Genomic DNA, 23,830 nt, shown 5'->3' with positions numbered 1-23,830 from the left:
CTGACCGAAAAAGAGGGTCAGCCACTACGAGCCGGTAAGTCGCATATCGCGCCGGTGTTTCGTAGGGGACGACCGCTTTTCTGGTCGTCCCGGGTTTGTTGGCTGACCGAAAAAGAGGGTCAGCCACTACGAGCCGGTAAGTCGCATATCGCACCGGTGTTTCGTAGGGGACGACCGCTTTTCTGGTCGTCCCGGGTTTGTTGGCTGACCGAAAAAGAGGGTCAGCCACTACGAGCCGGTAAGTCGCATATCGCACCGGTGTTTCGTAGGGGACGACCGCTTTTCTGGTCGTCCCGGGTTTGTTGGCTGACCGAAAAAGAGGGTCAGCCACTACGAGCCGGTAAGTCGCATATCGCGCCGGTGTTTCGTAGGGGACGACCGCTTTCTGGTCGTCCCGGGTTTGTTGACTGACCGAAAAAGAGGGTCAGCTTTCACATTACCCCAACTTGCCGCTCTTCCAGATATGCATCACTGCATAACTGCGCCATGGCCGCCACGCCTGTGAACGAACCTCTGCCTGCTTCGCGCTGATACCCCCCAGATTGTTACGTACCACGATATCCCCGGCGGGGAATGCATCCGGCCAGCGTAGCGCACGCATTGCCAGATACTGCGCTGTCCATTCGCCAATCCCCGGCAGGGCTAACAGCTGCGCCACGGTTTGCTCCGGCTGACTGGCAGCGTCCAGCTGCAGCGTTCCATCCGCACAGCTTGCCGCCAGCGCCAGAATGCAGCGGGTGCGGGCGCTGACAATTCCCAGGCTGGCAATCTCATCTACCGAGCATTGAGCAACGCGAGCCGGCAGGGGGGAGAGGTGGGTTAACTGCGCAAACGGCGTGGTCAAGCGATCGCCGAACGCCGTGGCGAAACGTCCCCCGAGCGTCGCTGCGGCCTTTACGGTGATCTGCTGACCAAGGATGGCGCGCACCGCCATTTCAAAGCCGTCAAAAGCCCCGGGCACGCGCAGGCCAGGGCTGGCATTCAGCGCGGGCGTTAACAGCGGGTCGAGCGCCAGATGCTCAGCAATCAGGTCCGGACGGGCGCTGAGATCGAACAGATTACGCAGGCGACGGAGCAGAGCGGGCAGCACCGGCGTCAGCGAATGGGTGAACTCCACCAGCAGCACACTCTTCGCTGCCGCCTGAGTGACTCTGATCCACCCCTGATGCGCTCCCAGACGCACGGTACGCGCATAACTCTGCTCATCAACATATTCCACGCCCAGCAGTGCACGCAGCCGCAGAAAGCCGAGCATGGCCTGCCAGTCGTAGGGGGGGCGATAGCTCAGCTGTAGGGTAGAGGTATCACTGCCGTTGAGCTCGCTCTCTTCGCACTCGCTGGCCTTGCGCAGGCGCGTGGGTGGCATCCGGTACTGAGTGCTGAAGGCGGCGTTAAAACGGCGCAGGCTGGCAAATCCGCTGGCAAAGGCGATCTGCGTGACCGGCAGCCGCGTTTCACTCAGCAACTGCTTAGCCAGCAGCAGGCGGCGCGTCTGGCGCAGCTCCTGCGGCGATACGCCCAGCTCCTTCTGCACGATACGCCGCAGCTGGCGCAGGCTAAGGTGAAACTGCGCGGCGATCTCTTCCAGACTCTCCACCTGCTCAATCAGCCCCTCGTCAATGCGCTGCATCAGCCGCCCTGCGATGCGCTGGCTGTTATCCACCGGGGCGTTGCCGGGGGCCAGCTCCGGGCGGCAGCGCAGGCAGGGGCGAAACGATGCTTTCTCCGCTGCCTCGGCGCTGTCGAAGAACAGGCAGTTTTCCGCGTAGGGCGGTTTCACCGGACAAATTGGGCGACAATAGATACCCGTCGAAGTCACCCCGACGTAAAATACGCCGTCGAAGCGAGCATCGCGGGAAGTGAGGGCACGATAGGCAGAGTCTGGGTCAATCATGATATTGTCCTGTGGAACGGGAATCTCTCCAGGTTAGCGCACCGGGATGCGTTGCACTCGCCATATTCGGTCATATAACGATTTTAACCCGGTGACCGAAAACGGCCAGTGCTGCATGTCAGAACGCGCATAATCAGGGCAGAGACGGTATCAGTTAAGGAGAGGCAAAATGGCATTCTGGTACAAGATGATGCAGTCACCGGTCGGTGAGCTGAAGCTGGTCGCAACCGAGCGCGGGCTGGCGGCGATCCTGTGGGAAAACGACGATCCCAAGCGCGTGCGCTTCCTGCCGCAGGACGAAGACCCGACAAACGCGATCCTGCTGGAAGCTGAAAAGCAGCTGCGCGAGTATTTCTCCGGGCAGCGTCAGCAGTTCAATTTAACGCTCGACTTTATCGGCACTGAATTCCAGCGCAAAGTCTGGGCGGCGCTGGTCACCATTCCGTTTGGTGAAACGCGCAGCTATGGTGAAATTGCGCGCCAGGTGGGCAGCCCGGCCGCCGTCAGGGCCGTCGGGGCCGCCAATGGTCGTAACCCCCTCTCGATTATTGCCCCATGCCATCGGGTTATCGGCGCCAACGGCAAGCTAACCGGGTTCGCCGGCGGGCTGGAGACCAAAGCGTTCCTGCTGCGTCTGGAAGGTGGCCAGCTGTGGTCGCAGGAAGCGCTATTATGATCGGCGTCACATCCTGCGGTGAAAAGTAAATAGTCGGCGACATCGGTTCATTTTTCAGCTATCGTGTTTAGCATATAAAACAAACCAACCGTAGAGTTGGCGCCGGACCGGCCATCTACGCTAATTCGGTTAAGTTGAAGAAACGAGAGTCGCCTTATGAGCCTGATGTTCGATCCCGAATCCGCCGTATATCCTTTCCCGCCCAAACCGGCCCGTTTATCCGTTGATGAGAAACAGTTTTACCGCGAAAAAATTAAGCGCCTGCTGAAAGAGCGGGATGCGGTGATGGTGGCGCATTACTATACCGACCCGGAAATCCAGGCGCTGGCCGAAGAGACCGGCGGCTGCGTCTCTGATTCGCTGGAGATGGCGCGCTTTGGCAGCCAGCATCCGGCTTCCACGCTGCTGGTTGCCGGGGTGCGCTTTATGGGCGAAACCGCCAAAATCCTCAGCCCGGAAAAAACCATTTTAATGCCGACGCTGCAGGCGGAGTGCTCGCTCGACCTCGGCTGCCCGATTGAAGAGTTCAGCAAATTCTGCGACGCCCACCCCGACCGTACCGTTGTGGTGTACGCCAATACCTCCGCAGCGGTCAAGGCGCGCGCCGACTGGGTCGTCACCTCCAGCATTGCCGTTGAGCTGATCGAGCATCTTGATAGCCTGGGCGAGAAAATCATCTGGGCCCCGGACCGCCATCTTGGTCAATATGTGACGCGCAAAAGCGGCGCGGACGTGATCTGCTGGCAGGCCGCCTGCATCGTCCATGACGAATTCAAAACTCAGGCGCTGCAGCGGATGAAAGCGCTGTATCCCGATGCCGCCGTGCTGGTGCATCCTGAGTCGCCGCAGGCTATCGTTAATCTTGCCGATGCGGTCGGTTCGACCAGCCAGCTGATTCAGGCAGCGCAAACCCTGCCGCACAAGCAGATGATCGTCGCCACCGATCGCGGCATCTTCTATAAAATGCAGCAGGCCTGCCCGGACAAAGAGCTGCTCGAGGCACCAACGGCCGGCGAGGGCGCCACCTGCCGCAGCTGCGCGCACTGTCCGTGGATGGCAATGAACGGGCTGCAAGCCATTGCTGACGGTCTGGAGCAGGGCGGCAGCGATCATGAGATCTTTGTTGACGATGCACTGCGAGAAGGTGCGTTGATCCCGTTGAATCGTATGCTAACCTTTGCTGCAAATCTTAAACTCAACGTGAAGGGTAACGCCTGACGTTACGCTCTGGACAGGATGGCAATATGGATTTTTTCAGCACGTCGAATATTCTGGTTCATATCCCTCTTGGGGCCGGTGGCTACGATCTGTCCTGGATTGAAGCCATCGGTACCCTTGCCGGGCTGCTGTGCATCTGGCTGGCGAGCCTGGAGAAGATCGTCAACTACGCTTTCGGCCTGATCAACGTGACGCTGTTCGCGGTCATCTTCTTCCAGATCCAGCTGTACGCCAGCCTGCTGCTGCAGCTGTTCTTTTTCGTCGCCAATATCTACGGCTGGTATGCCTGGAGCCGCCAGACCAGTGATAATCAGCAGGCGCTGAAAATTCGCTGGCTGCCGCGTGCGCAGCTGCTGGCCTGGACAGCGGTGATTGTTATCGCCATTGCGCTGATGACGCTGTATATCGATCCGGTATTTGCGCTGCTGACGCGTGCCGCTGTAAACATTATGCAGGGTATGGGCTTCAACGTGGTGATGCCGCAGCTGCAGCCGGATGCTTTCCCGTTCTGGGATTCGTGCATGATGGTGCTGTCGATTGCGGCGATGATCCTGATGACGCGCAAGTACGTTGAAAACTGGCTGCTGTGGGTGGTGATCAACCTGATCAGCGTGATGATATTCGCCCGTCAGGGAGTGTACGCCATGGCGCTGGAGTATGTGCTGCTGACGCTGATCGCGCTGAATGGCTCGTGGCTGTGGATGAAAAGCGCCCGCCAGAGAGGATAATTGGCCACGGGTCGACCGAAAAAAGGGTCGACCCGTACGGTTAATGGTGGTGGTGATGCTGGTGCTCGCCGCCGCCCTGAATCCACCCCACATCACAATCATCGCCATCGCAACGCTGATACTCCATCTGCACCGTGGCGTGCTCAATCTGATAATGCTGGTGCAGATACTCGTGAATGCGCTGCAGCAGCGCGTCATGATCGTAAGGCGGGATCACCTGTACATGCAGCGTGATCACCGGCTTCTCGCCCACCTGCCACAAATGCACATGATGCACGTTACGCACTTCCGGGATGCTGCGCGCCAGCGCACGCTGTAGCTTAGCCACATCAATATCCTGCGGCGCCCCCTCCAGCAGTTCGTGACCGCTCTCCTTGATCAGCATCCAGCCGCTGCGCAGCACCAGCAGGGAAACCACAATCGACAGAATCGGGTCGATCGGCGTCCAGCCGGTAAACATAATAATCAGCGCGGCGGCAATCGCCCCGACCGAGCCGAGCAGGTCACCGAGCACGTGCAGCGCCGCCGCGCGCACGTTAAGGTTCTTCTCGCCGCTGCCGTGATGCAGCAGCCAGAACGCCAGCAGGTTTGCCAGCAGCCCGCCGATAGCCACAATCAGCATCATGCCACCCGCCACCGGCTCCGGCTGCCAGAAACGTCTCAGCGCCTCCCAGACAATCAGCACGGTAATCACCAGCAGCGCGATAGCATTGACAAAAGCTGCCAGCGTGGTCAGGCGCAGCAGGCCAAAGGAGTGGCGCTGGCTGGGCTTGCGCTGCGCAAAATGCGTGGCCAGCAGGGCCACCAGCAGCGCGGCGGCGTCGGTCAGCATATGCCCGGCATCGGCCAGCAGCGCCAGCGAGCCGGAGAGCAGACCGCCCGCCACCTCGGCCAGCATAAACAGGGCCGTGACAACAAAGGCTGCCAGCAGACGTGAACGGTTACCGTTCTTTTCAGTGTGGGTGTGAGCCATAGGATCCCAATTGAGTTAACAGGCTTTCGCTTAATGATATCAATAAATTCATTGCAGGCTTAGGGTTCTGGTGCAGGCGGGCAGCCTCAATGATTTGCTGGCACAGGGTTTCCCCTTCACTGTAGTTCAGCAGCAGCCAGCTGCCTTTCATTCTGTGCGCCGCTTTCTCAATCTGCTGCCACTCTTCTGCCGCTATTGCCTGCCTGAGCGCGGCGCAGTCGCGCTTCAGCGTCTCGGCCAGCGTCTGGCACAGGCGTTGAAAATAGTGCTCATCGTGATGCGCCAGCTGATTTAAACGCTGCGGCAGGTCGGCAAACGGCGCGGGCGCCTCCGCCTGCAGCAGAGCGGCAAGATCCGCTAACGAAACTGGCTTCACCAGCAGGCGGTCAGCAACCTGTCGCGCCTGTGGCCGGTTGAGGATCTGCGCATCGGCAGAGCACAGCACCACCCGGGTATGATGCGGCTGATGGCGTTCGCCACGGCGCACTATTTTCGCCAGCTGCACGCCGTCCGGGTGCGGCATGCTGTAGTCAACAAACAGCAGGTCCCACTGGCGACTGTCTTTCAGCAGCGCCCGGCCATCAGCGAAGGTTTCCGCCTGGATACCGCAGTGCGCCAGCTGTTGCTGCATCACCAGCAGATTGGTCGGATGGTCGTCGACAATCGCCACGCGCAGATGGCTGACCGCCTCGGTATTGCACTGCTGCGGTTCGGCATCTGCGGCAGGCAGTGGCGAGGGGATAAGCTGCCACGGTAGCAGCACGCTGACGCAGGTTCCCTGGCCGGGGGTGGATTGCAGCGTGATAGTGCCGCCCATGCGGCTGACAATTTCGCGGCAGATCGACAAGCCCAGCCCGCTGCCCTGCACCGAGAGCTGGCGACCGGAAGGGGTCTGATACCAGGGTTCAAACAGACGCTGCTGCTCATCCAGCGGGATGCCACTGCCGCTATCGCTGACCTGAAAACGCAGCTGTGGCGGCGTGCTCAGCGCTTCCAGCGTCAGCCGGATCTCACCCTCGCGGGTAAATTTGATCGCATTGGCAATCAGGTTGTTGGCAATCTGCTGCAGGCGTTCGCCGTCAATCAGCACCCAGGCGGGCAGGGGATTCAGGGCGCTGACGCTCAGCCGCGGTCCCTGTTCGCGCATCAGCGGGTGGTAAAACACCGCCAGCCGCTGCAGCCATTTTTCCGGCTCCAGCGGACGAGGGGCCAAGCTGAAGCTGTTGCTCTCAACCCGGGCGTGATCCTGCAGATCGCCCAGCAGCGTCATCAGGCTGGCGGCGCTGCTGTGGATCAACGCCAGGTTATGGCTCTCAGGCTGCTGCATCAGCTCCAGCTCCAGCAGGCCCAGCACCGCCTGCATCGGCGTGCGCAGCTCGTGGCTGACGGTGGCGAGGAACTGACTTTTCATGCGGTTTTCCCGCTGGGCCACTTCGCGCTCCTGCTCCAGCAGCAGGCGCTGCTGCCGCTCACGCCGCTGCTCCAGATAGCGTCTCAGCAGCAGGATCAGCAGGAAGACGATGGCAAACAGCGCGGCGACCAGTACGAAGAGGGAGATCGGCCGCATCTCGCCGCTGTTGCTATCGCTAAAGCTGTCCGGCGTGCTGCTCCAGGTTTCGCGCAGCCGCTGCCAGCTTTCCGCTGGGATCTGCTGCAGGCTGTTATTCAGCAGTGCGCGCAGCAGCGGCCGATCGGGGGCGATGCCGATGGTCACCGGCCATGCGGTGTCGCTGGCGGCAAACGCCAGCTGCAGAGTATTGGCAAAACGCCCCTGGATGCGCCAGCGCGCTGAGAGCACATTGTCGACCAGCGCGTCGATCTGACCGCTGGCCAGCGCATCGTACAGGCTGCTGGCATCCTCAAATATCTGGGTTGTGCTGCCTGCGGGCAACAGGCGCCCGGCGATATCCCCGCGCAGCACGCCGATGCGTTTACCGCGCAGATCCGGCCAGCCGGTGACGTTCTGCGCCGCCGCCTGAACATAGACTCCCCACAGCGCACGCCACACCGGCTGGGTATTATTCAGCATGGCATCATCACCGGTCAGCGGCAGATTGAGTTGGATCAGCGCCCGCCCCTGCTGCACCAGCGCGCCCGCCTGCTGTGCATTGCTGACCCAGTATGGCTGAAAGCGCAAACCGGTAATCTGGCCGATGCTGTTCAGCAGGTCAACACTGTAACCGGCGGGCTGCCCGCTGGCATTGCGGTAGCTCCACGGATAGTCGTCGCTAACGGCGGCATAAATCACCACCGGATGCTGCGCTATCCAGCTGCGCTCCATCGGCGTCAGGTGGGCGGTATTGCTGTCCTGATAGCGCGGCAGCGCACTGCTCCAGCGCCCCTGAATGCCGTTCACCACCTCCATCGGCAGCTGACGAATAGCGTTATCAAGCTGCTGCGCCAGTGCGGCATCCGCTGTGACCGCCTCCAGCTGCAGCACCCCCGGGTCAAGAGAGGAGGCAAGCTGATAAACTTCGCCCTGCTGCAGCTGGCTCAGCAGGAATCCGGCGCTGGTCTCATCCGCCACCACATAGTCGCTGTGCTGATTGAGCAGGGTGGAGAGGGCCTGTAAATCACTGGGCAGCACCTGCCAGTGATGCTTGCGCGCAAACTCGGGGTTAACGCGCGCCAGGGTGTCGCGGCTGACGCTGAGGCGGGCATCGCCAGAGTTGAACATCACCGGCCGCAGGTTATTGCGATTACGGTAAATACGCAGCGGGCTGGAGAACCACGGTTGCGTCGCGCTGAGGCCCGCAGGCAGCGTCTGCTGCGGAACGCCAAACAGCACATCCAGCTTTCCGCTCTGCAGTGCCGCCATCATCGCCTGCTGCGTGCTGAACCCCTGCACGCTGACGTGCAGACCGCTGGTCTGCTGCAGCGCCACCAGATAGTCGGCATTGATACCGTACAGGTCGCTGCCAACGACAATATTCCACGGCGAGCTGTTGTCCTGTAATACGCCGACGCGCAGGGTTTTTCCCCATTCGACCGGCATCGGCATCATCTCCTGCGGCAGGGCGATGCTGCTCACCGGGCGCAGCGTCGCCAGCGCGCTGCTGGTGAACAGCAACAGCATCAGCAGTAGCGTTCTCACTGCTGTGACTGCCACAGCTGAGCCAGTTCGACGACCGAGCCCGCTCCGGTTTTTTCCATAATGTTCTTTTTATGGGTGCTAACGGTTTTATTGCTGATATGCAGCTGCCCGGCGATCTGCAGATTAGACAGGCCGCGCGCCAGCAGCGCGAGGATCTGCTGCTCTTTAGCCGTCAGCACCGCGTTAAGCGTATCGCCATGCTGGGCAGGGAAGACGCGCTGGCCGCCGAGCACGGCAAGGATGGCGGAGAGCAGCTGGCTGAGCGGCTGACGCTTGGCAACATAGCCAGATGCCCCGGCAGCTTCCGCCAGACGCGGATAGACTTGCTCCTCCTGTGCTGAGTAGATCACCACCGGCAGCGGCGGGTAATGGCGCTTAATCAGCTTAAGCAGCTGTAAGCCGTCGCTGTCCGGTAAGCCAATATCGAGGATCACCAGCCCAATAGCGCGATCGCCGAGCAGCGCCAGGGCATCGCGCTGATTATCCGCCGCCAGCAGCTTAAGCGGGAAGGGCGCGTGTACCAGGGCCGCTTCCAGCGCCACCTGGACCAGCGGATGATCGTCAATCAGCAATAGGGTGGTCATGAACAGTTCCAAATCAGGCAGGGGGTTCAGGATAGCCGAAGGTGGGCGGGAAAAAAACGAGAAAAGGAGAGCCGAAGCTCTCCTGGGTCATGCACGGCTGACACTCTGCCTCGACGTACGGCTAACGTTCTGCCTCGATCTACCGGCTGAAATTCTGCCTCGATCTACCTGCTAACATTCTGTCTCGGTCATGTAGTGGCTGACCCTCTTTTCCGGTCAGCCAGATTTCCGGTCAGCCAGCTTTTCCGGTTAGCCAGCCAGATTCTTTTTTAATCCACCAGAATCGGCCAGCCAGAATTCAGCAAACGTTACTGCGAAGTACCGTCAGTTTTGGTATTCGCATCAGCGCCGACTTTTTTATTAATGTCCGGACATTTACCATCTTTGCACTGCGTGTTTTTGTTGATCTCATCAGCACTCATTTTCTTATGGTGCTTCATGGTTTTATGCTGAGTTTCATGGCCAGTGTTGATTTTGTCGTTATCAACTTTGTTAGGCGCAATATTTTCTTTTGCGCTGCCAGCCACTGCGCCGGCATCGGCCGCTGCATTTGCTGAACCGTCGGCCATTGCAGCGGTGCTGCCCAGAGTCATTGCGGCTGTCAGTAGTACCATAGAGAACTTATTCATTATTATGCTCCTTTAATTTTTGAATACGACATCATCAAGATCTAACGGTGTTTGAAACAAAATAGTGTGATTGCGGCGTTCGCCAATCATAAGTTGTGCAAATAGATTTATTTCAAGAGGTAATGATTAAAAGTGTAGTAGGGCTCCCAGAAAAAGCAAATCACGTCAGCAACGAATCCGCGAAAGGCGATTTACAGTCACCGGGAGTCACGATAAATTGGAAGAGATGCGCCTGGTGTGCAGTATGGCAATGAAATTACCTGGAAATATTATGAATTATCAAAACGATGATTTAAGAATCAAAGAGATAAAAGAACTTTTACCTCCGGTTGCGTTATTTGAAAAATTCCCCGCCACGGACAAGGCTGCTGCAACAGTATCCTCGGCCCGCCAGGCAATCCATAACATTCTGACTTCCCAGGACGATCGCCTGCTGGTGGTGATCGGCCCCTGCTCTATCCATGATACTAAGGCAGCTAAAGAGTACGCTGGCCGCCTGCTGGCGCTGCGTGACGAGCTGAAAGACTCGCTGGAAGTGGTGATGCGCGTCTATTTTGAAAAACCCCGTACGACCGTGGGTTGGAAAGGGCTGATCAACGATCCCCATATGGACGGCAGCTTCCAGATTAATGACGGCCTGCGTATTGCGCGCCAGCTGCTGGTGGAGATCAACGACAGCGGCCTGCCGGCGGCGGGTGAGTTCCTCGATATGATCACGCCACAGTACGTCGGCGATCTGATGAGCTGGGGCGCCATCGGCGCGCGTACCACGGAATCGCAGGTCCACCGCGAGCTGTCATCCGGCCTCTCCTGCCCGGTAGGTTTCAAAAACGGCACCGACGGCACCATCAAAGTGGCTATCGACGCCATCGGCGCGGCCAGTGCGCCACACTGTTTCCTCTCCGTGACCAAATATGGCCACTCGGCGATTGTGGAAACCAGCGGTAACGAAGACTGCCATATCATCCTGCGCGGCGGCAAAGAGCCAAACTACAGCGCTCACCACGTCAGCGCGGTGAAAGCCGGTCTGGAAAAAGCCGGCCTGCCTGCCCAGGTGATGATCGACTTCAGCCATGCGAACAGCAGCAAGCAGTTTAAGAAGCAGCTGGATGTTGCCACTGACGTGGCGCAGCAGATTGCGGGCGGCGAGCAGGCAATTATCGGCGTAATGATTGAGAGCCATCTGGTCGAGGGCAATCAGAACCTGGAGAGCGGTGAACCGCTGGTGTACGGCAAAAGCGTCACCGACGGCTGCATCGGCTGGCAGGACACTGAAACCGTGCTGCGCCAGCTGGCCAGCGCGGTGAAAGCCCGCCGCGCGTAACGGCTTGCAGGCAATAAAAAACCCGCCATCTGGCGGGTTTTTTTTCAATCAAATCAGCAGCAATTATTTTGCTTTACCCTGGTTCGCGACGGCTGCGGCTTTCGCAGCAATCTCGTCGGCATCGCCCAGGTAGTAGTGTTTGATTGGTTTGAAGTTTTCGTCGAACTCATACACCAGCGGCACGCCGGTTGGGATGTTCAGCTCGAGGATCTCTTCTTCGCTCATGTTGTCCAGGTATTTCACCAGCGCACGCAGGGAGTTACCGTGGGCCGCGATGATCACTTTCTCGCCGCTTTTCATACGTGGCAGGATAGATTCGTTCCAGTATGGCAGAACGCGATCGATGGTCAGCGCCAGGCTTTCGGTGGTTGGCAGCTGCTCAGCGGTCAGTGACGCGTAGCGCGGGTCGTGGCCAGGGAAACGCTCATCGGCGCGGTCCAGCTCTGGTGGGGTCACGGCAAAGCCACGACGCCACTGCTTAACCTGATCGTCACCGTATTTCTGCGCGGTTTCTGCTTTATCCAGACCCTGCAGCGCACCGTAGTGACGCTCGTTCAGGCGCCAGGATTTCTCTACCGGCAGCCACACCTGGTCAACTTCATCCAGAATGTTCCACAGGGTGTGGATGGCACGTTTCAGCACGGAGGTGTAAGCGAAATCGAAGGTGAAACCCTCTTTCTTCAACAGCTGACCAGCGGCTTTCGCCTCGGTGCGGCCTTTGTCTGACAGGTCAACGTCGTACCAACCGGTGAAACGGTTTTCGTTGTTCCACTGGCTTTCGCCGTGACGTACCAGAACCAGCTTAGTTACAGCCATAGCTTAACTCCTTAATAACTTTACGTTTCTATGATAATGGTGACCGGTAAACTGCCGGTAAGAACCGCACGGCAATTTTAATGTGCATTACCATAGCTGAATTCTGCGCAGCGCGTAAGCCCGTAACTGTCGCGATGCGCGATTTTCATGCGCTTTATCAAACCGCCGTCAGTTGGTAACGCGTCACTGACTGATACGATTCACCTGGCTGCAGCCAGCAGTCGGGCTGCGGATACTCAGGGTGATGCGGCGAGTCGGGGAGAAACTCGCTCTCCAGCGCAATTCCCTGGAAAGCAGTATAGACGCCCTGTTCGCGTGACGGGGTGCCTTCCAGATAATTCCCGCTGTAGAACTGCAGCGCCGGGGCGGTGGTAAACACATTGAGGCGCAGTTTGCCATCGGCAGACCACAGCTGAGCAGCCGGGCTTTCGCCATCCTGGGTATTTAACAGGAAGGCGTGGTCGTAGCCTTTTACCGCCCGCTGGTCATCGTCCTGCAGGAAATCCTGCTGCACGCTCTTCGGCTGGCGGAAATCAAAGCTGGTCCCCGCCACGTCCTTCAGCGGCGCATTGGGAATGCCTGCGCTGTCCACCGGCAGATAGCGATCGCCATTGAGCAACAGCTGGTGCTGGCGGGCATCGCCGTGCTGCGCATCCAGATTGAAGTAGGCGTGGTTGGTCAGATTGACCGGGCAGGCTTTATCCACCGTGGCGTGATAGCGAATCGACAGGGTGTTGTCGTCGCTCAGCTGATAGCGCAGGGAGACCAGCAAATTGCCTGGAAAACCCTGATCGCCATCCGGCGAATCCAGGCGATACTCCACCTCGCTGTCGCTTTGACTGACAATCTGCCAGCGGCGATTGTGGAAGCCATCCGGGCCACCGTGCAGCTGATGCTCGCCCTGATTGGCGGCTAGCGGAAAGATTACGCCGTCGCGCGCGATCTGCGCATCGGCGATGCGGTTAGCGTAACGGCCCACCGTGGCGCCGAGATAGGCCGACTGCTGCAGATAGTCAGACGGGGTGGCGCAGCCAAGCAGCGCTTCGCGCACGCTGCCGTCACCCATCGGTACGCGGGCGGAGAGCCAGGTCGCGCCCCAGTCCATAAATGTTGCCACCATCCCGTTGCGGTTGCGCAGGGTGGTGATGCGCCACGCCGCGCCGTCGGGGGCGTGCGAGTTGCGGTTGAGGTTTAGCATTCACCTGCTCCTTCAGACGCTTTGCAGACGTAGAAGGTCTCTTTAATGCCGGATTGCGCTTCATACTGCGCTTCGACGGCGGCTTTCACCTCATCGACCAAATCCAGCGGCATCAGCGCCACGATGCAGCCGCCAAAACCACCGCCGGTCATACGAACGCCACCGCGTTCGCCGAGGGTCTCTTTAACAATGTCCACCAGCTGGTCGACCGGCGGCACGGTAATCTCGAAGTCGTCACGCATCGATGCGTGGGATTCCGCCATCAGTACCGCCATACGCGCCAGGTCACCTTTCGCCAGCACGTCGGCGGCTTCCAGCGTGCGGGCATTTTCGGTCAGCACGTGGCGCACGCGTTTCGCCACCAGCGGGTCAAGCTCGTGCTCGCGCGCCTCAAATTCGCTCAGCGATACGTCGCGCAGCGAGCTTTTACCAAAGAACTGCGCTCCGGCTTCACACTGCTGGCGGCGGGTGTTGTACTCGCTGCCCACCAGGCTGCGGCGGAAGTTAGTGTTGATAATCACCACGGCAATATCGGACGGCATCGGCACCGGGCGCGTGCCCAGAGTGCGGCAGTCGAGCAGCATAGCGTGATCCTGCTTGCCCAGTGCGGAGATTAGCTGATCCATAATTCCGCAGTTACAGCCGACGAACTGGTTCTCCGCTTCCTGGCCGTTGACCGCGATAGCCGCGCCGTCCAGCGGCAGCTGATAAAGCTGTTTAAACACCGTGCCGACCGCCACTTCCAGCGAGGCTGACGAGCTTAAGCCCGCGCCCTGCGGGACGTTGCCGCTAATCACCATATCCACACCGGCAAAATCCGGGCAGCGTGTCAGCAGGTGCTTCACCACGCCGCGCACGTAGTTTGACCACATCTGGTCGGGGTGGCTTTCGATCGCCTCGTCCAGCGAGAAGATATCCTGCTGATTTTCGTAATCGGCGGCGATAACCCGCACCTGACGATCGCTGCGTTTCGCGCAGGCGATCACCGTCTGGTAATCAATGGCGCACGGCAGCACGAAACCGTCGTTGTAGTCGGTGTGTTCGCCGATCAGGTTGACGCGGCCCGGTGCCTGAATAATGTGGCCCGGGGCATAGCCAAACGCGCTGCTGAAAATCTGCTGGGTAGAGGTCTGTAAACTCATGGTTATGCTCCCGTCTCACGGAAATGAATATCGCTGACGGCGCGCAGACGTTCTGCCGCCTGCTCCGCCGTTAAATCACGTTGGGTTTCAGCCAGCATTTCATAGCCGACCATAAATTTACGCACCGTTGCCGAGCGCAGCAGCGGGGGATAGAAGTGCGCGTGCAGCTGCCAGTGGTCATTGGCGTCATCGTTAAACGGCGCGCCGTGCCAGCCCATCGAATAAGGGAAGGAGCACTGGAACAGATTGTCATAGCGGCTGGTAAGTTTTTTCAACGCCAGCGCCAGATCGTCGCGCTGCGCCTCACTCAAATCGGTGATGCGTTTAATATGCGCCTTTGGCAGCAGCAGCGTTTCAAACGGCCACGCTGCCCACCACGGCACCACGGCCAGCCAGTGTTCGGTTTCGACCACCGTGCGGCTGCCGTCTTTTAGCTCGCGTGCGGCGTAGTCCACCAGCATCGGCGCACCGTTTTTGCTGAAATAAGCGCGCTGCAGATCGTCTTCACGCTTCGCTTCGTTAGGCAGGAAGCTGTTAGCCCACACCTGGCCGTGCGGATGCGGGTTGGAGCAGCCCATCGCCGCGCCTTTGTTCTCAAATACCTGCACCCAGGGATAGTGCTGACCGAGGTCGGCGCTCTGTTCCTGCCAGGTTTTCACCACCTCAATCAGCCCCGCAACCGTCAGCTCGGGCAGGGTTTTACTGTGGTCGGGGGAGAAGCAGATCACCCGGCTGGTGCCGCGCGCGCTCTCGCAGCGCATCAGCATATCTTCGCTTTGCGGCGCGTCCGGGGTATCGGTCATCAGCGCAGCAAAGTCATTCGTAAACACGTAGGTGCTGCTGTAGTCGGGGTTTTTATCCCCGGTGACGCGCGTATTGCCGGGGCAAAGGAAGCAGTCAGGATCGTGCGCCGGCAGTTTATCCTGCGACGGGGTTTCCTGCGCACCCTGCCAGGGGCGTTTGGCCCGGTGGGGTGAAACCAGAATCCACTGATCGGACAGTGGGTTATAACGGCGATGCGGGTGATCGACCGGATTAAATTTCTGCATGTTGAGTTCCTGGTAACCTTTTTTATGCATTTTTTGCTGTGAAGGAAAATAGCACAGAGTCGCTGCGGAAAGCGTGATCAAGTCTGTATAAATGGAATCGTTTACACAAGCTGAAAAATCCGAAGTATCAATAAAAATAGTACGGGGCTGACTGATAACCAGGCAAGGTGGGAAGAATAATGGTAGCGGTTACATTATGATTATGGGCTAACCGAAACAGAAGGTCAGCCCCTACACGGAACCCTGTAGGGGGCGACCATTTTTTCCGGTCGCCCCGTGTGGATGATTATCGATGAAGGTAATGACGACCATTTTTTCCGGTCGCCCCGTGCGGATGAATATCGACGAAGGTAATGACGACCATTTTTCCGCTCGCCCCGTTAAACCTACAATGCCTCTTGCGTATAACGATAGCCGTCGCCGTCGGCCACAAAGCTCAGACGATGGGTAATACACTGCGGCGCATCTTCGGCATGGTGGGAGACAAACAGCAGCTGGGTGCGGCCTTCGCCAATCAGCACATCGACAAAGCGGCGGACCAGCAGGCGGTTGATGGGGTCCAGCCCCTGCAGTGGCTCATCGAGGATCAGCAGCGCCGGATGTTTCACCAGCGCGCGCGCAATCAGCACCAGCCGCTGCTGGCCCCACGACAGATCGTGGAACGGGGAGTCGGCCAGCGCGCCGTGCATTCCCAGCAGCGCCAGCCACTCGCGGGCCAGCGCCTGCTGACGGTCCGACACCGCCTGATAAATGCCTATTGAGTCAAAATAGCCAGAGATCACCACGTTGCGCACGCTGCTGCTGACGCGGTAATCAAGGTGCAGACTGCTGCTGACGTAGCCGATATGCTGCTTGATATCCCAGATGGTTTCACCGCTGCCGCGACGGCGGCCAAACAGGGTTAAATCGTTGCTGTAACCCTGCGGATGATCGCCGGTGACCAGGCTCAGCAGGGTCGACTTCCCCGCGCCGTTCGGGCCGACAATCTGCCAGTGCTGGCCGCGATCCACCTGCCAGCTCAGCTGGTTGAGGATCGGGCGATCGTTATAGGAGACCACGCCGTCGCGCAGCACAATCAGCGGTGCCCCGGCGGGCAGCGCTGGGATGGCGGCGGCATCGTCAGCTTCCGGCAGCGTCATGCCGGCCAGCTGCTCGCTGTGCGCCAGCTGTGCCACCAGGGCTTGCGCCAGGATAGCATCACGCGCGCCGACGTGGGTTAGCGTACACTCCGCCAGCACGCCGACGTGCGCGATAAAATCGGGGATGTCATCAAAGCGGTTCAGCACCAGCACCAGAGTAAATCCGGGCTGCTGCAGTTCACCCAGCACGCTGGCCAGGTTGGCGCGCGAACCGACGTCAAGGCCGTCAAACGGCTCATCGAGGATCAGCAGGTCCGGCTGCGCCATCAGCGCCTGGCACAGCAGCGTTTTGCGCGTCTCGCCGGTTGAGAGATATTTAAAGCGGCGCGTCAGCAGGTGCGCAATGCCAAACCGCGTCGCCAGCTGCTGGCAGCGAGCGGGGTCTTTGACCTCGTCCTGGATAATCTCAGCGGCGGTGCGGCCGGTATCATCTTCACCGGGGCTGAGCAGGTCGGTGTTATTGCGCTGCCATTCATCGGAAACCAGCTTTTGCAGCTGCTCCAGCGACAAGCGCACCGGGCGCTGATAATGGCGGCTGACGCTGCCCCTGGACGGCGCTAATTCGCCGGAGAGCGCGCGGGCCAGCGACGATTTACCGCTGCCGTTAGCGCCGACAAACGCCCAGCTTTCACCCGCGTTAAGGGTTAAATCATTCAGGTTCAGCGTTCGGGTATCGCTCAGGCGAAAGATGCCCTGCGTAATTTGCATCATTGACATTATTCATTCCATTATTGCACGTCATACTTCAAGCCACAGATGCGTTGGCTGCGCCTGCTCACCCCAGTCACCCAGTTATCTCAGCTGCTGGGGCTTCTCAGGCTTGCCGCCTTCCTGCGGCTCGAGTTATTGAGAGTCGCTGCATCGTGAGATGATTAGGGGCTTCCTGCTGCTGATTGTCAAACCCGCACCCGGGATTCAGAGCAGCGTCGCGATGATGGCGCGATCGGCATTAAAATATGCTGTCACCGCCGCGCCCGGCTGCAGTTTTTGCTGGGCAATATGCTGATTGTCCACGGTGGCGCACAGGGTTTCACCGCCGCTCAGGGCGATCAGGATTTCGCTGTGCGTCTCACCCTGTTCAATCTCGCGCACAGTGCCGGACAGCTGATTGTCCGCCTCGACGCGCTGGCTGGACACTTCAACCCACGGCGCCTTAATCAGCACCAGTACCTCTTTGCCGCTTGTAAGCCCCAGGCGATCGGCGCTCTGAGCGGTCAGCGCGACCTGCACCTGGGTGACGCCATCGGCCAGCTGCACGCTAACGTGCTGCTGCACCGGCTGGATGTCGCGGCTGATGATGGTGCCAAAGAACTGGTTGCGCGCGCTGGTCTGCAGGGAAAAGCGCGCAATCGCGGCTAACAGACTGCCGGGCGCGGCATCATCCTGCAACACATCAAATGCTCTCTGCTGGATCTGTTCAAGCAGGGCGTACAGGTCCAGCAGGCGCTCTCCCCAGGCGGTAACCTGCGCGCCGCCGCCGCCTTTCCCGCCGGTGGCGCGCTCGACCAGCGTGCGCTCTGCCAGCTGGTTCATCTCATTGATGGCATCCCAGGCGCTTTTATAGCTGATGCCCGCCAGCTTCGCGCCCTGACTGATCGATCCGCTCTCTTTCACCTGGCGCAGCAGTTCAATACGGCGCGGGTCGGCGAACAGCCGCTGCTGTCGTTTCAGTATCAGGGCAATTTCAGCCTGCATAGATCCTCCGGGTGATAAGTTTTGGCCGGCGATTGTAGCAGCTACTGCCGGAATAGAAGTACTGGCCATAAAAAGCGCACGAAAGCACAAAAGGTCAGTGCATTCTTAGAGACTCCCGTTACAATAACTTTTTTCTTCAGCAAGATGAGGCTTCCATGCTGGAATTACTGAAAGGCCTGGCCGTAGCAATTATTATGGTGCCAATCGTGATGGCAATTATTCTCGGCCTGATCTGGGGACTGGGTGAAGTCTTCAACGTGATCTCGAAAATCGGTCACCGTAACGAGCAACCCGCGAAGAAAGACCGCATCGCTCAGTAACACTGATTGCGCCATTCTAAACGCCCGGACCTCCGGGCGTTTGCTTTTGTCCCCTGCCAATTCCCCCCGATTAAACTTCTTCCCGCCAATGCCGATATTTACTGTGGCAGAGGGTAATTCATCGCTATATCATAAAGTATATAACGTAACCCCCTGAAACCGGAGAAACATCATGTCTGTAAACTGGAACCCGTGGCTGGCTGCGGCGGCCGTCAGTCTGAGCGTTAGCGGCCACGCAATGGCGGCCGAGAACATCACCGTGTTTGCCGCCGCTTCCCTGACTAATGCACTGCAGGATATCGCCAGCCAGTATGAGAAAGGCAAAGAGGTCAAAATTGTCTCTTCTTTTGCTTCCTCGTCAACGCTGGCGCGCCAGATTGAGCAGGGCGCTCCGGCCGATCTGTTTATCTCCGCCGATCAGCAGTGGATGGATTACGCCTCCGGGAAGAAAACCATTGATGACGCCAGCCGCTTTACCCTGCTGGGCAACGATCTGGTGCTGGTGGCGCCGGCTTCAACGAAAGCGCAGGCCGTTACCATCAGTGAAAAAACCGACTGGAAGAGCCTGCTGAAAGGGCAGCGTCTGGCCGTTGGCGATCCGGATCACGTTCCGGCCGGGATCTACGCCAAAGAGGCCCTGGAGAAACTGGGCGCCTGGCAGCAGGTCTCGCCGATGCTGGCCCCGGGTAATAGCGTGCGTGCCGCCCTGGCGCTGGTCGAACGTGATGAAACCCCTTACGGTATCGTGTATGGTTCAGACGCTATCGCCAGCAAAAAAGTGGCGGTCGTCGGCACCTTCCCGCAGGCCAGCCACAAACCGGTGGAGTACCCGATAGCCATCGTGAAAGACCATAACAGCGCCAGCGTCACCGCGTTCTACAACTATCTGAAAGGGCCGCAGGCCGCAGCCGTGTTCAAACAATATGGATTCGCACCTAAGTCATGATCTTCCTCAGTGATCCCGAGTGGCAGGCCGTCGCCCTCAGTCTGAAAGTGTCCGTGGTCGCGGTCGCCTGTAGCCTGCCGTTTGGCATCCTGATGGCCTGGATCCTGGTTCGTCGCCAGTTTCCCGGCAAAACCCTGCTCGACAGCGTCATCCACCTGCCGCTGGTGCTGCCCCCGGTGGTGGTGGGCTATCTGCTGCTGCTCGGATTCGGGCGCCGCGGATTTTTTGGTGAATATCTTTATGACTGGTTTGGCTTCAGCTTCGCCTTCAGCTGGCGCGGGGCGGCGCTGGCTTCGGCGGTGATCGCTTTTCCACTGATGGTGCGCGCCATCCGTCTGGCGCTGGAAGCGGTTGATAGCCGGCTGGAGCAGGCGGCGCGCACGCTGGGCGCCGGGCGCTGGCGGGTGTTCTTTACCATCACGCTGCCGCTGACCCTACCGGGGATTATCGTCGGCACCGTGTTAGCCTTCGCCCGCTCGCTCGGCGAGTTTGGTGCCACCATTACTTTTGTCTCTAACATTCCCGGCGAGACGCGCACGCTGCCGTCCGCCATGTATACGCTGATTGAAACGCCCGGTGCGGAAGGGGCGGCGGCGCGTCTGTGCGTCATTGCTATCCTGCTGGCGCTGGTTTCATTGCTGCTTTCCGAATGGCTGACCCGCTGGGGTCGTAAGCGTTTAGGTCTCTGATGTTAGAACTCGATTTCAGCCAGCAGCAGGGCGACCACACCCTGACGGTTAACGCCAGCGTGCCCGCTCATGGCGTGACCGCCATTTTTGGCGTCTCCGGCGCCGGAAAAACCTCGTTAATTAACGCCATTGGTGGCCTGACCAAACCGCAACGCGGCACCATCGCCCTCAACGGGCGCCTGCTGAGCGATGCGGAAAATGGCGTCTGGCTGCCGCCGGAAAAACGGCGTATCGGCTATGTGTTCCAGGATGCGCGTCTGTTCCCGCACTACCGGGTGCGCGGCAATCTGGAATATGGCATGGCCAGGTCGATGCGCGCGCAGTTCGATTCGCTGGTGCGGCTGCTGGGTATTGAAGCGCTGCTGGATCGCTATCCGTGGTCGCTGTCCGGCGGCGAAAAACAGCGCGTGGCGATCGGCCGTGCGCTGCTGAGCGCGCCGGAAATCCTGCTGATGGATGAGCCACTGGCCTCGCTGGATCTGCCGCGCAAGCGCGAGCTGCTAGCCTGGCTGCAGACGCTGGCGCGTCAGGTGGAAACGCCGATCCTTTACGTCAGCCACAGCCTCGACGAACTGCTGCATCTGGCGGATAACGTGATGGTGCTGGATAAAGGTGAGGTGAAAGCCTTTGGCCCGCTGGAGCGCGTCTGGGCCAGCAGCGCGATGCGCCCGTGGCTGCCAAGAAGTGACCAGAGCAGTATCCTGCGCGTGATGGTGCTGGAGCAGCATCCTCACTACCAGATGACCGCACTGTCGCTGGGCGATCAGCATATCTGGGTAAACCGGGTGGATGCGTCGCAGGGCACCCCGCTGCGCATTCGCATTCAGTCGGCGGATGTTTCGCTGATATTAAAACCCCCGGTCAACAGCAGCATTCGCAACGTGATCCCGGCGAAGGTGGCAGAACTGCTGGAGATCGACAATCAGATCGAAGTTAAGCTGCTGGTGGGGCAGAGCGAGCTGTGGGCGCGCATCACGCCCTGGGCGCGCGATGAACTGATGATTAAGCCCAATATGTGGCTATATGCGCAAATCAAAAGCGTGTCGATCACCACCTGATCGACACGCTCTGATTACAGCACTTCGCGGTAAAGGGTATCGGCAATTCCGCTTTCAAGGTTGGTGCCAATGACGCGTTTCGCCCGCGCTTTAATAGCATCGTCCGCATTGCCCATCGCCACGCCTAAGCCAACGGTTTCCAGCATGCTGAGATCGTTATAGTTATCGCCGAACGCAATCACCTCGCTCATCTGGTAGCCGTTCGCGGCTACCCACTGCGCCAGGCGCTTGCCTTTGCTGTTGCCCGCTTTGGCAATATCCACCTGGTCATGCCAGGACCACTCGCAGGCCAGCCCCATTTCAGCTTCAACTTTCTGCGCGAACTGCTGCAGCGCGTCGGTGTCTGCATGGGACAGGGCAAATTTCCAGATCGATTCAGCACGGCGTGCCGCGTCGGCCAGGCTGTCAACCTGTAAGAATGTCGGGCGCTGGTGTTCCGGCAGCGACAGTCCCCAGTTAATGGTGCGCGTCACGTGGCCGGTTTCAGCCTGATACAGCATGGCATTATCGACATACAGCAGGCCGTGGATGCCCGCGTCGTCCAGCATCTCCACGACGCGCAGCGCCTGCTCCTGCGGCAGCGGATCGCTCTCGAGCACCGTTTTAGTCTGATAATCATACAAATAAGTGCCATTACAGCAGATTGCAGGTGTATCGAGCGCCAGTGCCTGATAAAAAGGGTGGATGGCAACGTGATGGCGACCGGTCACGATCAGGATTTTTATTCCCGCCTGCTGCGCTTTTTTCAGCGCGGCAAGCGATTCTGGCAGAATGGTTTTCGTCGGGGTTAACAGCGTGCCGTCCAGATCGAGGGCGATGATGCGATAGCTCATGTGCGATTCCGTGACTCGAAGTAAGCCAGTAAGTGTACACCTTGTGACGCCAGCTTTAAAACTGGCGGTGCAATAATCCATTCACCTGATTTCCCGTTCAGAACAAGGAGCATTCATGAAACAAGTTGTTTATACCGCCAGCCCGGAAAGCCATCAGATCCACGCCTGGCAGTTGCATGATGACGGCGCACTGACGCTGCTGCAGGTGGTTGATGCACCGGGCCAGGTTCAGCCAATGGTGGTCAGCCCGGACAAAGCGTTTCTGTATGTTGGCGTGCGCCCGGATTTTCGCGTGGTGGCCTATAAGATTGATGCCGAAGGTAAGCTGAAAGAAGCCGGCCATGCGCCGCTGCCTGGCAGCCCGACGCATATTTCTACCGACCGTAACGGGCGCTTTATTTTCGTGGGCTCCTATAACGATGCCTGCGTTAGCGTCAGCCCGATTGCTGCCGATGGCCTGCCGGGTGCGCCGCTGGAGGTGGTGAACGGGCTGGAAGGCTGCCACTCTGCCAATATCGATCTCGGTAACAACACGCTGTTTGTTCCGGCGCTGAAGCAGGACCGCATCTGCCTGTTTACGCTGGGTGAAGACGGCAAGCTGACGCCACGCCCGCAGGCGGAAGTCAGCACCACCAAAGGTGCCGGTCCGCGCCATATGGTGTTCCACCCGAACCAGCGTTACGCCTACTGCGTCAACGAACTGGACAGCAGCGTCGACGTCTGGGACATCAGCGCCAGCGAAGTGCAGAAGGTGCAGAGCCTGGATATGATGCCGGAAGGCTTTAGCGGCACGCGCTGGGCGGCAGATATTCATATCACCCCGGATGGTCGCCATCTGTACAGCTGTGACCGTACCGCCAGCCTGATTACCGTGTTCAGCATCAGCGCCGACGGCGCGGCGTTAACGATTGAAGGCTATCAGCCAACCGAAACCCAGCCACGCGGTTTTAATATCGATCGCAGCGGCCAGTATCTGGTGGCGGCAGGGCAGAAGTCGCATCATATTGAGGTGTACAAAATCACTTCCGATCGTGGCCTGCTGCAGCCGCTGGCGCGCTACGCGGTCGGCCAGGGCCCGATGTGGGTGGTGATTCACTCACTGGCTTAATGCCCGTAGCGGTCAGGCATGCACGGGAATCGCTGTAGGGGGGGGCCAGCCCCCGCCCGGTCCAGGCATGCCTGGACCCTACGTTAATTCTCGAACATTCATGACAGATCCAGCAGCGCCTCCTGCTGCTCAAACCGTAACCCCAGCATATCCAGCCGATCTGCCAGTACCCATAGCAGGGTATCGCGTGTTATTGGACAGGTTAACTTAGTAATGGCAAACACCAGCGCGCGGCACTGATCGCACAGTTCGTTATTATCGAGGGTAGATATATCTGCGTAACCGTGGTTCATTTCACACCTCCCAAGAAATAAGAGTGGTGTATTGAAGCGATCAGAATTGAAATAAACGAAATGAGTTTATTCATGGGGGTATCCTCTTGTGTTGTAAAACACTGCCCCATAAAACGCCAATTTCATGGTGGCAGGCTGAACAGAGTTGGCGTACCGACACAAGAGAAAATCGGCGCTTCTGCAGAAGCCCCCATCCAGCCCACCATGATTTGGTAAGCCTGGATTATGACATAAAAGACGCATAGAACGCGTCTCTTAGTTTTCTTGTATTCAGGACGCCAATCCTGACCGACCGCAGTCGATGGAGGTAATTTACGCTTCACTGTATTGATTGCCAGCACTTATTTTAGTCCTGTGTAGAATCTGGAAGACAGCTCGAGAAGCTATGCAAATCAGCAAAATGAATTTCATCTTGGGCGAAAAG

Annotated in this window: 22 protein-coding genes; 9 read left to right on the top strand and 13 right to left on the bottom strand. The window is 58.8% G+C overall.

Translation table 11 applies throughout. The features are described 5' to 3' along the window. Positions 1 to 436: 436 nt before the first annotated feature. Entirely contained in the window at positions 437 to 1,894 is a 1,458-nt protein-coding gene (locus QLG07_RS17600; protein WP_282469785.1) for an AlkA N-terminal domain-containing protein, read from the bottom strand. A 169-nt stretch (positions 1,895 to 2,063) separates the two neighbouring features. On the opposite strand from QLG07_RS17600, the gene QLG07_RS17595 reads away from it, so the two are divergent. From QLG07_RS17595 to pnuC, 3 genes are all read left to right on the top strand, one after another. Further along, the gene (locus QLG07_RS17595; RefSeq protein ID WP_048916708.1) at positions 2,064 to 2,570 is read left to right on the top strand and encodes a methylated-DNA--[protein]-cysteine S-methyltransferase; all 507 of its coding nucleotides are present in this window, start codon (positions 2,064 to 2,066) and stop codon (positions 2,568 to 2,570) included. A gap of 156 nt (positions 2,571 to 2,726) precedes the next feature. Continuing rightward, the gene (nadA, locus tag QLG07_RS17590) at positions 2,727 to 3,788 is read left to right on the top strand and encodes a quinolinate synthase NadA (RefSeq protein ID WP_133624156.1); all 1,062 of its coding nucleotides are present in this window, start codon (positions 2,727 to 2,729) and stop codon (positions 3,786 to 3,788) included. Positions 3,789 to 3,814: 26 nt separating this feature from the next. Beyond that, entirely contained in the window at positions 3,815 to 4,516 is a 702-nt protein-coding gene (gene pnuC, locus QLG07_RS17585; RefSeq protein WP_048916706.1) for a nicotinamide riboside transporter PnuC, read from the top strand. Positions 4,517 to 4,556: 40 nt separating this feature from the next. Here the strand turns inward: pnuC and zitB are convergent, their stop codons facing one another. From zitB to QLG07_RS17565, 4 genes are all read right to left on the bottom strand, one after another. After that, complete coding sequence (gene zitB / locus QLG07_RS17580) at positions 4,557 to 5,489, bottom strand: CDF family zinc transporter ZitB (protein ID WP_048916705.1); 933 nt, start codon at positions 5,487 to 5,489, stop codon at positions 4,557 to 4,559. After that, positions 5,470 to 8,598: an ATP-binding protein gene (locus QLG07_RS17575; protein WP_282469784.1), complete on the bottom strand. Its 3,129-nt coding sequence runs from the start codon at positions 8,596 to 8,598 to the stop codon at positions 5,470 to 5,472. The genes zitB and QLG07_RS17575 overlap by 20 nt, the downstream gene beginning before the upstream one ends. Beyond that, a complete protein-coding gene (locus QLG07_RS17570; protein ID WP_133624154.1) occupies positions 8,580 to 9,167 on the bottom strand; it encodes a response regulator transcription factor in 588 nt (195 codons plus the stop codon). Before QLG07_RS17570 ends, QLG07_RS17575 begins: the two co-directional genes overlap by 19 nt. Before the next feature lie 308 nt (positions 9,168 to 9,475). Then, positions 9,476 to 9,799, bottom strand: coding sequence for a protein YbgS (locus tag QLG07_RS17565; protein WP_062818343.1), 324 nt, complete (start codon positions 9,797 to 9,799; stop codon positions 9,476 to 9,478). Between the two features lie 268 nt (positions 9,800 to 10,067). Between QLG07_RS17565 and aroG the strand changes: the two genes are divergently transcribed. Next, entirely contained in the window at positions 10,068 to 11,120 is a 1,053-nt protein-coding gene (aroG, locus tag QLG07_RS17560; RefSeq protein ID WP_062818342.1) for a 3-deoxy-7-phosphoheptulonate synthase AroG, read from the top strand. A gap of 63 nt (positions 11,121 to 11,183) precedes the next feature. Here the strand turns inward: aroG and gpmA are convergent, their stop codons facing one another. From gpmA to modE, 6 genes are all read right to left on the bottom strand, one after another. Then, positions 11,184 to 11,936, bottom strand: coding sequence for a 2,3-diphosphoglycerate-dependent phosphoglycerate mutase (gene gpmA, locus QLG07_RS17555; RefSeq protein WP_048916699.1), 753 nt, complete (start codon positions 11,934 to 11,936; stop codon positions 11,184 to 11,186). A 157-nt stretch (positions 11,937 to 12,093) separates the two neighbouring features. After that, positions 12,094 to 13,134, bottom strand: coding sequence for a galactose-1-epimerase (gene galM / locus QLG07_RS17550; protein WP_282469783.1), 1,041 nt, complete (start codon positions 13,132 to 13,134; stop codon positions 12,094 to 12,096). Continuing rightward, entirely contained in the window at positions 13,128 to 14,276 is a 1,149-nt protein-coding gene (gene galK / locus QLG07_RS17545) for a galactokinase (RefSeq protein WP_099754237.1), read from the bottom strand. Before galK ends, galM begins: the two co-directional genes overlap by 7 nt. A gap of 2 nt (positions 14,277 to 14,278) precedes the next feature. Beyond that, a complete protein-coding gene (galT, locus tag QLG07_RS17540) occupies positions 14,279 to 15,325 on the bottom strand; it encodes a galactose-1-phosphate uridylyltransferase (RefSeq protein WP_048916701.1) in 1,047 nt (348 codons plus the stop codon). Positions 15,326 to 15,711: 386 nt separating this feature from the next. Beyond that, positions 15,712 to 17,181, bottom strand: coding sequence for a molybdate ABC transporter ATP-binding protein ModF (modF, locus tag QLG07_RS17535; RefSeq protein ID WP_230049203.1), 1,470 nt, complete (start codon positions 17,179 to 17,181; stop codon positions 15,712 to 15,714). A gap of 198 nt (positions 17,182 to 17,379) precedes the next feature. Then, entirely contained in the window at positions 17,380 to 18,159 is a 780-nt protein-coding gene (modE, locus tag QLG07_RS17530; RefSeq protein ID WP_048916695.1) for a molybdenum-dependent transcriptional regulator, read from the bottom strand. 155 nt (positions 18,160 to 18,314) lie between these two features. Here modE and QLG07_RS17525 point away from each other — a divergent pair, with 155 nt between their 5' ends. The 4 genes from QLG07_RS17525 (at position 18,315) to modC (ending at position 21,172) form a co-directional block, all read left to right on the top strand. Then, a complete protein-coding gene (locus QLG07_RS17525) occupies positions 18,315 to 18,479 on the top strand; it encodes an AcrZ family multidrug efflux pump-associated protein (RefSeq protein ID WP_048916694.1) in 165 nt (54 codons plus the stop codon). A gap of 172 nt (positions 18,480 to 18,651) precedes the next feature. Then, positions 18,652 to 19,425: a molybdate ABC transporter substrate-binding protein gene (gene modA / locus QLG07_RS17520; RefSeq protein ID WP_282469782.1), complete on the top strand. Its 774-nt coding sequence runs from the start codon at positions 18,652 to 18,654 to the stop codon at positions 19,423 to 19,425. Then, entirely contained in the window at positions 19,425 to 20,114 is a 690-nt protein-coding gene (gene modB, locus QLG07_RS17515; protein WP_282469786.1) for a molybdate ABC transporter permease subunit, read from the top strand. Before modA ends, modB begins: the two co-directional genes overlap by 1 nt. After that, positions 20,114 to 21,172 carry a molybdenum ABC transporter ATP-binding protein ModC gene (gene modC / locus QLG07_RS17510; protein WP_282469781.1) on the top strand — a complete coding sequence of 353 codons (1,059 nt, stop codon included), beginning with the start codon at positions 20,114 to 20,116 and terminating at the stop codon, positions 21,170 to 21,172. The genes modB and modC overlap by 1 nt, the downstream gene beginning before the upstream one ends. Positions 21,173 to 21,186: 14 nt before the next feature. On the opposite strand, the gene QLG07_RS17505 is transcribed toward modC, so the two are convergent. Next, complete coding sequence (locus QLG07_RS17505; RefSeq protein ID WP_282469780.1) at positions 21,187 to 22,005, bottom strand: pyridoxal phosphatase; 819 nt, start codon at positions 22,003 to 22,005, stop codon at positions 21,187 to 21,189. Between the two features lie 115 nt (positions 22,006 to 22,120). Between QLG07_RS17505 and pgl the strand changes: the two genes are divergently transcribed. Continuing rightward, a complete protein-coding gene (gene pgl / locus QLG07_RS17500; protein WP_282469779.1) occupies positions 22,121 to 23,113 on the top strand; it encodes a 6-phosphogluconolactonase in 993 nt (330 codons plus the stop codon). A gap of 98 nt (positions 23,114 to 23,211) precedes the next feature. Here the strand turns inward: pgl and QLG07_RS17495 are convergent, their stop codons facing one another. Then, a complete protein-coding gene (locus QLG07_RS17495; protein ID WP_282469778.1) occupies positions 23,212 to 23,406 on the bottom strand; it encodes a hypothetical protein in 195 nt (64 codons plus the stop codon). Between the last annotated feature and the right edge of the window lie 424 nt (positions 23,407 to 23,830).

The organism is Erwinia sp. V90_4 (genome assembly GCF_029967685.1).
GTDB lineage: Bacteria > Pseudomonadota > Gammaproteobacteria > Enterobacterales > Enterobacteriaceae > Erwinia > Erwinia aphidicola.
Note: the sequence above shows the minus strand (reverse complement) of the source record. Positions and strands in the feature narration are given on the sequence as shown.

Coding starts and splice junctions, on each gene's coding strand:
- modA (WP_282469782.1), top strand. CDS start 18,652: ATGTCTGTAAACTGGAACCCGTGGCTGGCTGCGGCGGCCGTCAGTCTG.
- aroG (WP_062818342.1), top strand. CDS start 10,068: ATGAATTATCAAAACGATGATTTAAGAATCAAAGAGATAAAAGAACTT.
- gpmA (WP_048916699.1), bottom strand. CDS start 11,936: ATGGCTGTAACTAAGCTGGTTCTGGTACGTCACGGCGAAAGCCAGTGG.
- QLG07_RS17495 (WP_282469778.1), bottom strand. CDS start 23,406: ATGAACCACGGTTACGCAGATATATCTACCCTCGATAATAACGAACTG.
- QLG07_RS17525 (WP_048916694.1), top strand. CDS start 18,315: ATGCTGGAATTACTGAAAGGCCTGGCCGTAGCAATTATTATGGTGCCA.
- galM (WP_282469783.1), bottom strand. CDS start 13,134: ATGCTAAACCTCAACCGCAACTCGCACGCCCCCGACGGCGCGGCGTGG.
- QLG07_RS17505 (WP_282469780.1), bottom strand. CDS start 22,005: ATGAGCTATCGCATCATCGCCCTCGATCTGGACGGCACGCTGTTAACC.
- QLG07_RS17600 (WP_282469785.1), bottom strand. CDS start 1,894: ATGATTGACCCAGACTCTGCCTATCGTGCCCTCACTTCCCGCGATGCT.
- galT (WP_048916701.1), bottom strand. CDS start 15,325: ATGCAGAAATTTAATCCGGTCGATCACCCGCATCGCCGTTATAACCCA.
- modC (WP_282469781.1), top strand. CDS start 20,114: ATGTTAGAACTCGATTTCAGCCAGCAGCAGGGCGACCACACCCTGACG.
- modF (WP_230049203.1), bottom strand. CDS start 17,181: ATGTCAATGATGCAAATTACGCAGGGCATCTTTCGCCTGAGCGATACC.
- modE (WP_048916695.1), bottom strand. CDS start 18,159: ATGCAGGCTGAAATTGCCCTGATACTGAAACGACAGCAGCGGCTGTTC.
- QLG07_RS17570 (WP_133624154.1), bottom strand. CDS start 9,167: ATGACCACCCTATTGCTGATTGACGATCATCCGCTGGTCCAGGTGGCG.
- pnuC (WP_048916706.1), top strand. CDS start 3,815: ATGGATTTTTTCAGCACGTCGAATATTCTGGTTCATATCCCTCTTGGG.
- zitB (WP_048916705.1), bottom strand. CDS start 5,489: ATGGCTCACACCCACACTGAAAAGAACGGTAACCGTTCACGTCTGCTG.
- galK (WP_099754237.1), bottom strand. CDS start 14,276: ATGAGTTTACAGACCTCTACCCAGCAGATTTTCAGCAGCGCGTTTGGC.
- pgl (WP_282469779.1), top strand. CDS start 22,121: ATGAAACAAGTTGTTTATACCGCCAGCCCGGAAAGCCATCAGATCCAC.
- QLG07_RS17595 (WP_048916708.1), top strand. CDS start 2,064: ATGGCATTCTGGTACAAGATGATGCAGTCACCGGTCGGTGAGCTGAAG.
- nadA (WP_133624156.1), top strand. CDS start 2,727: ATGAGCCTGATGTTCGATCCCGAATCCGCCGTATATCCTTTCCCGCCC.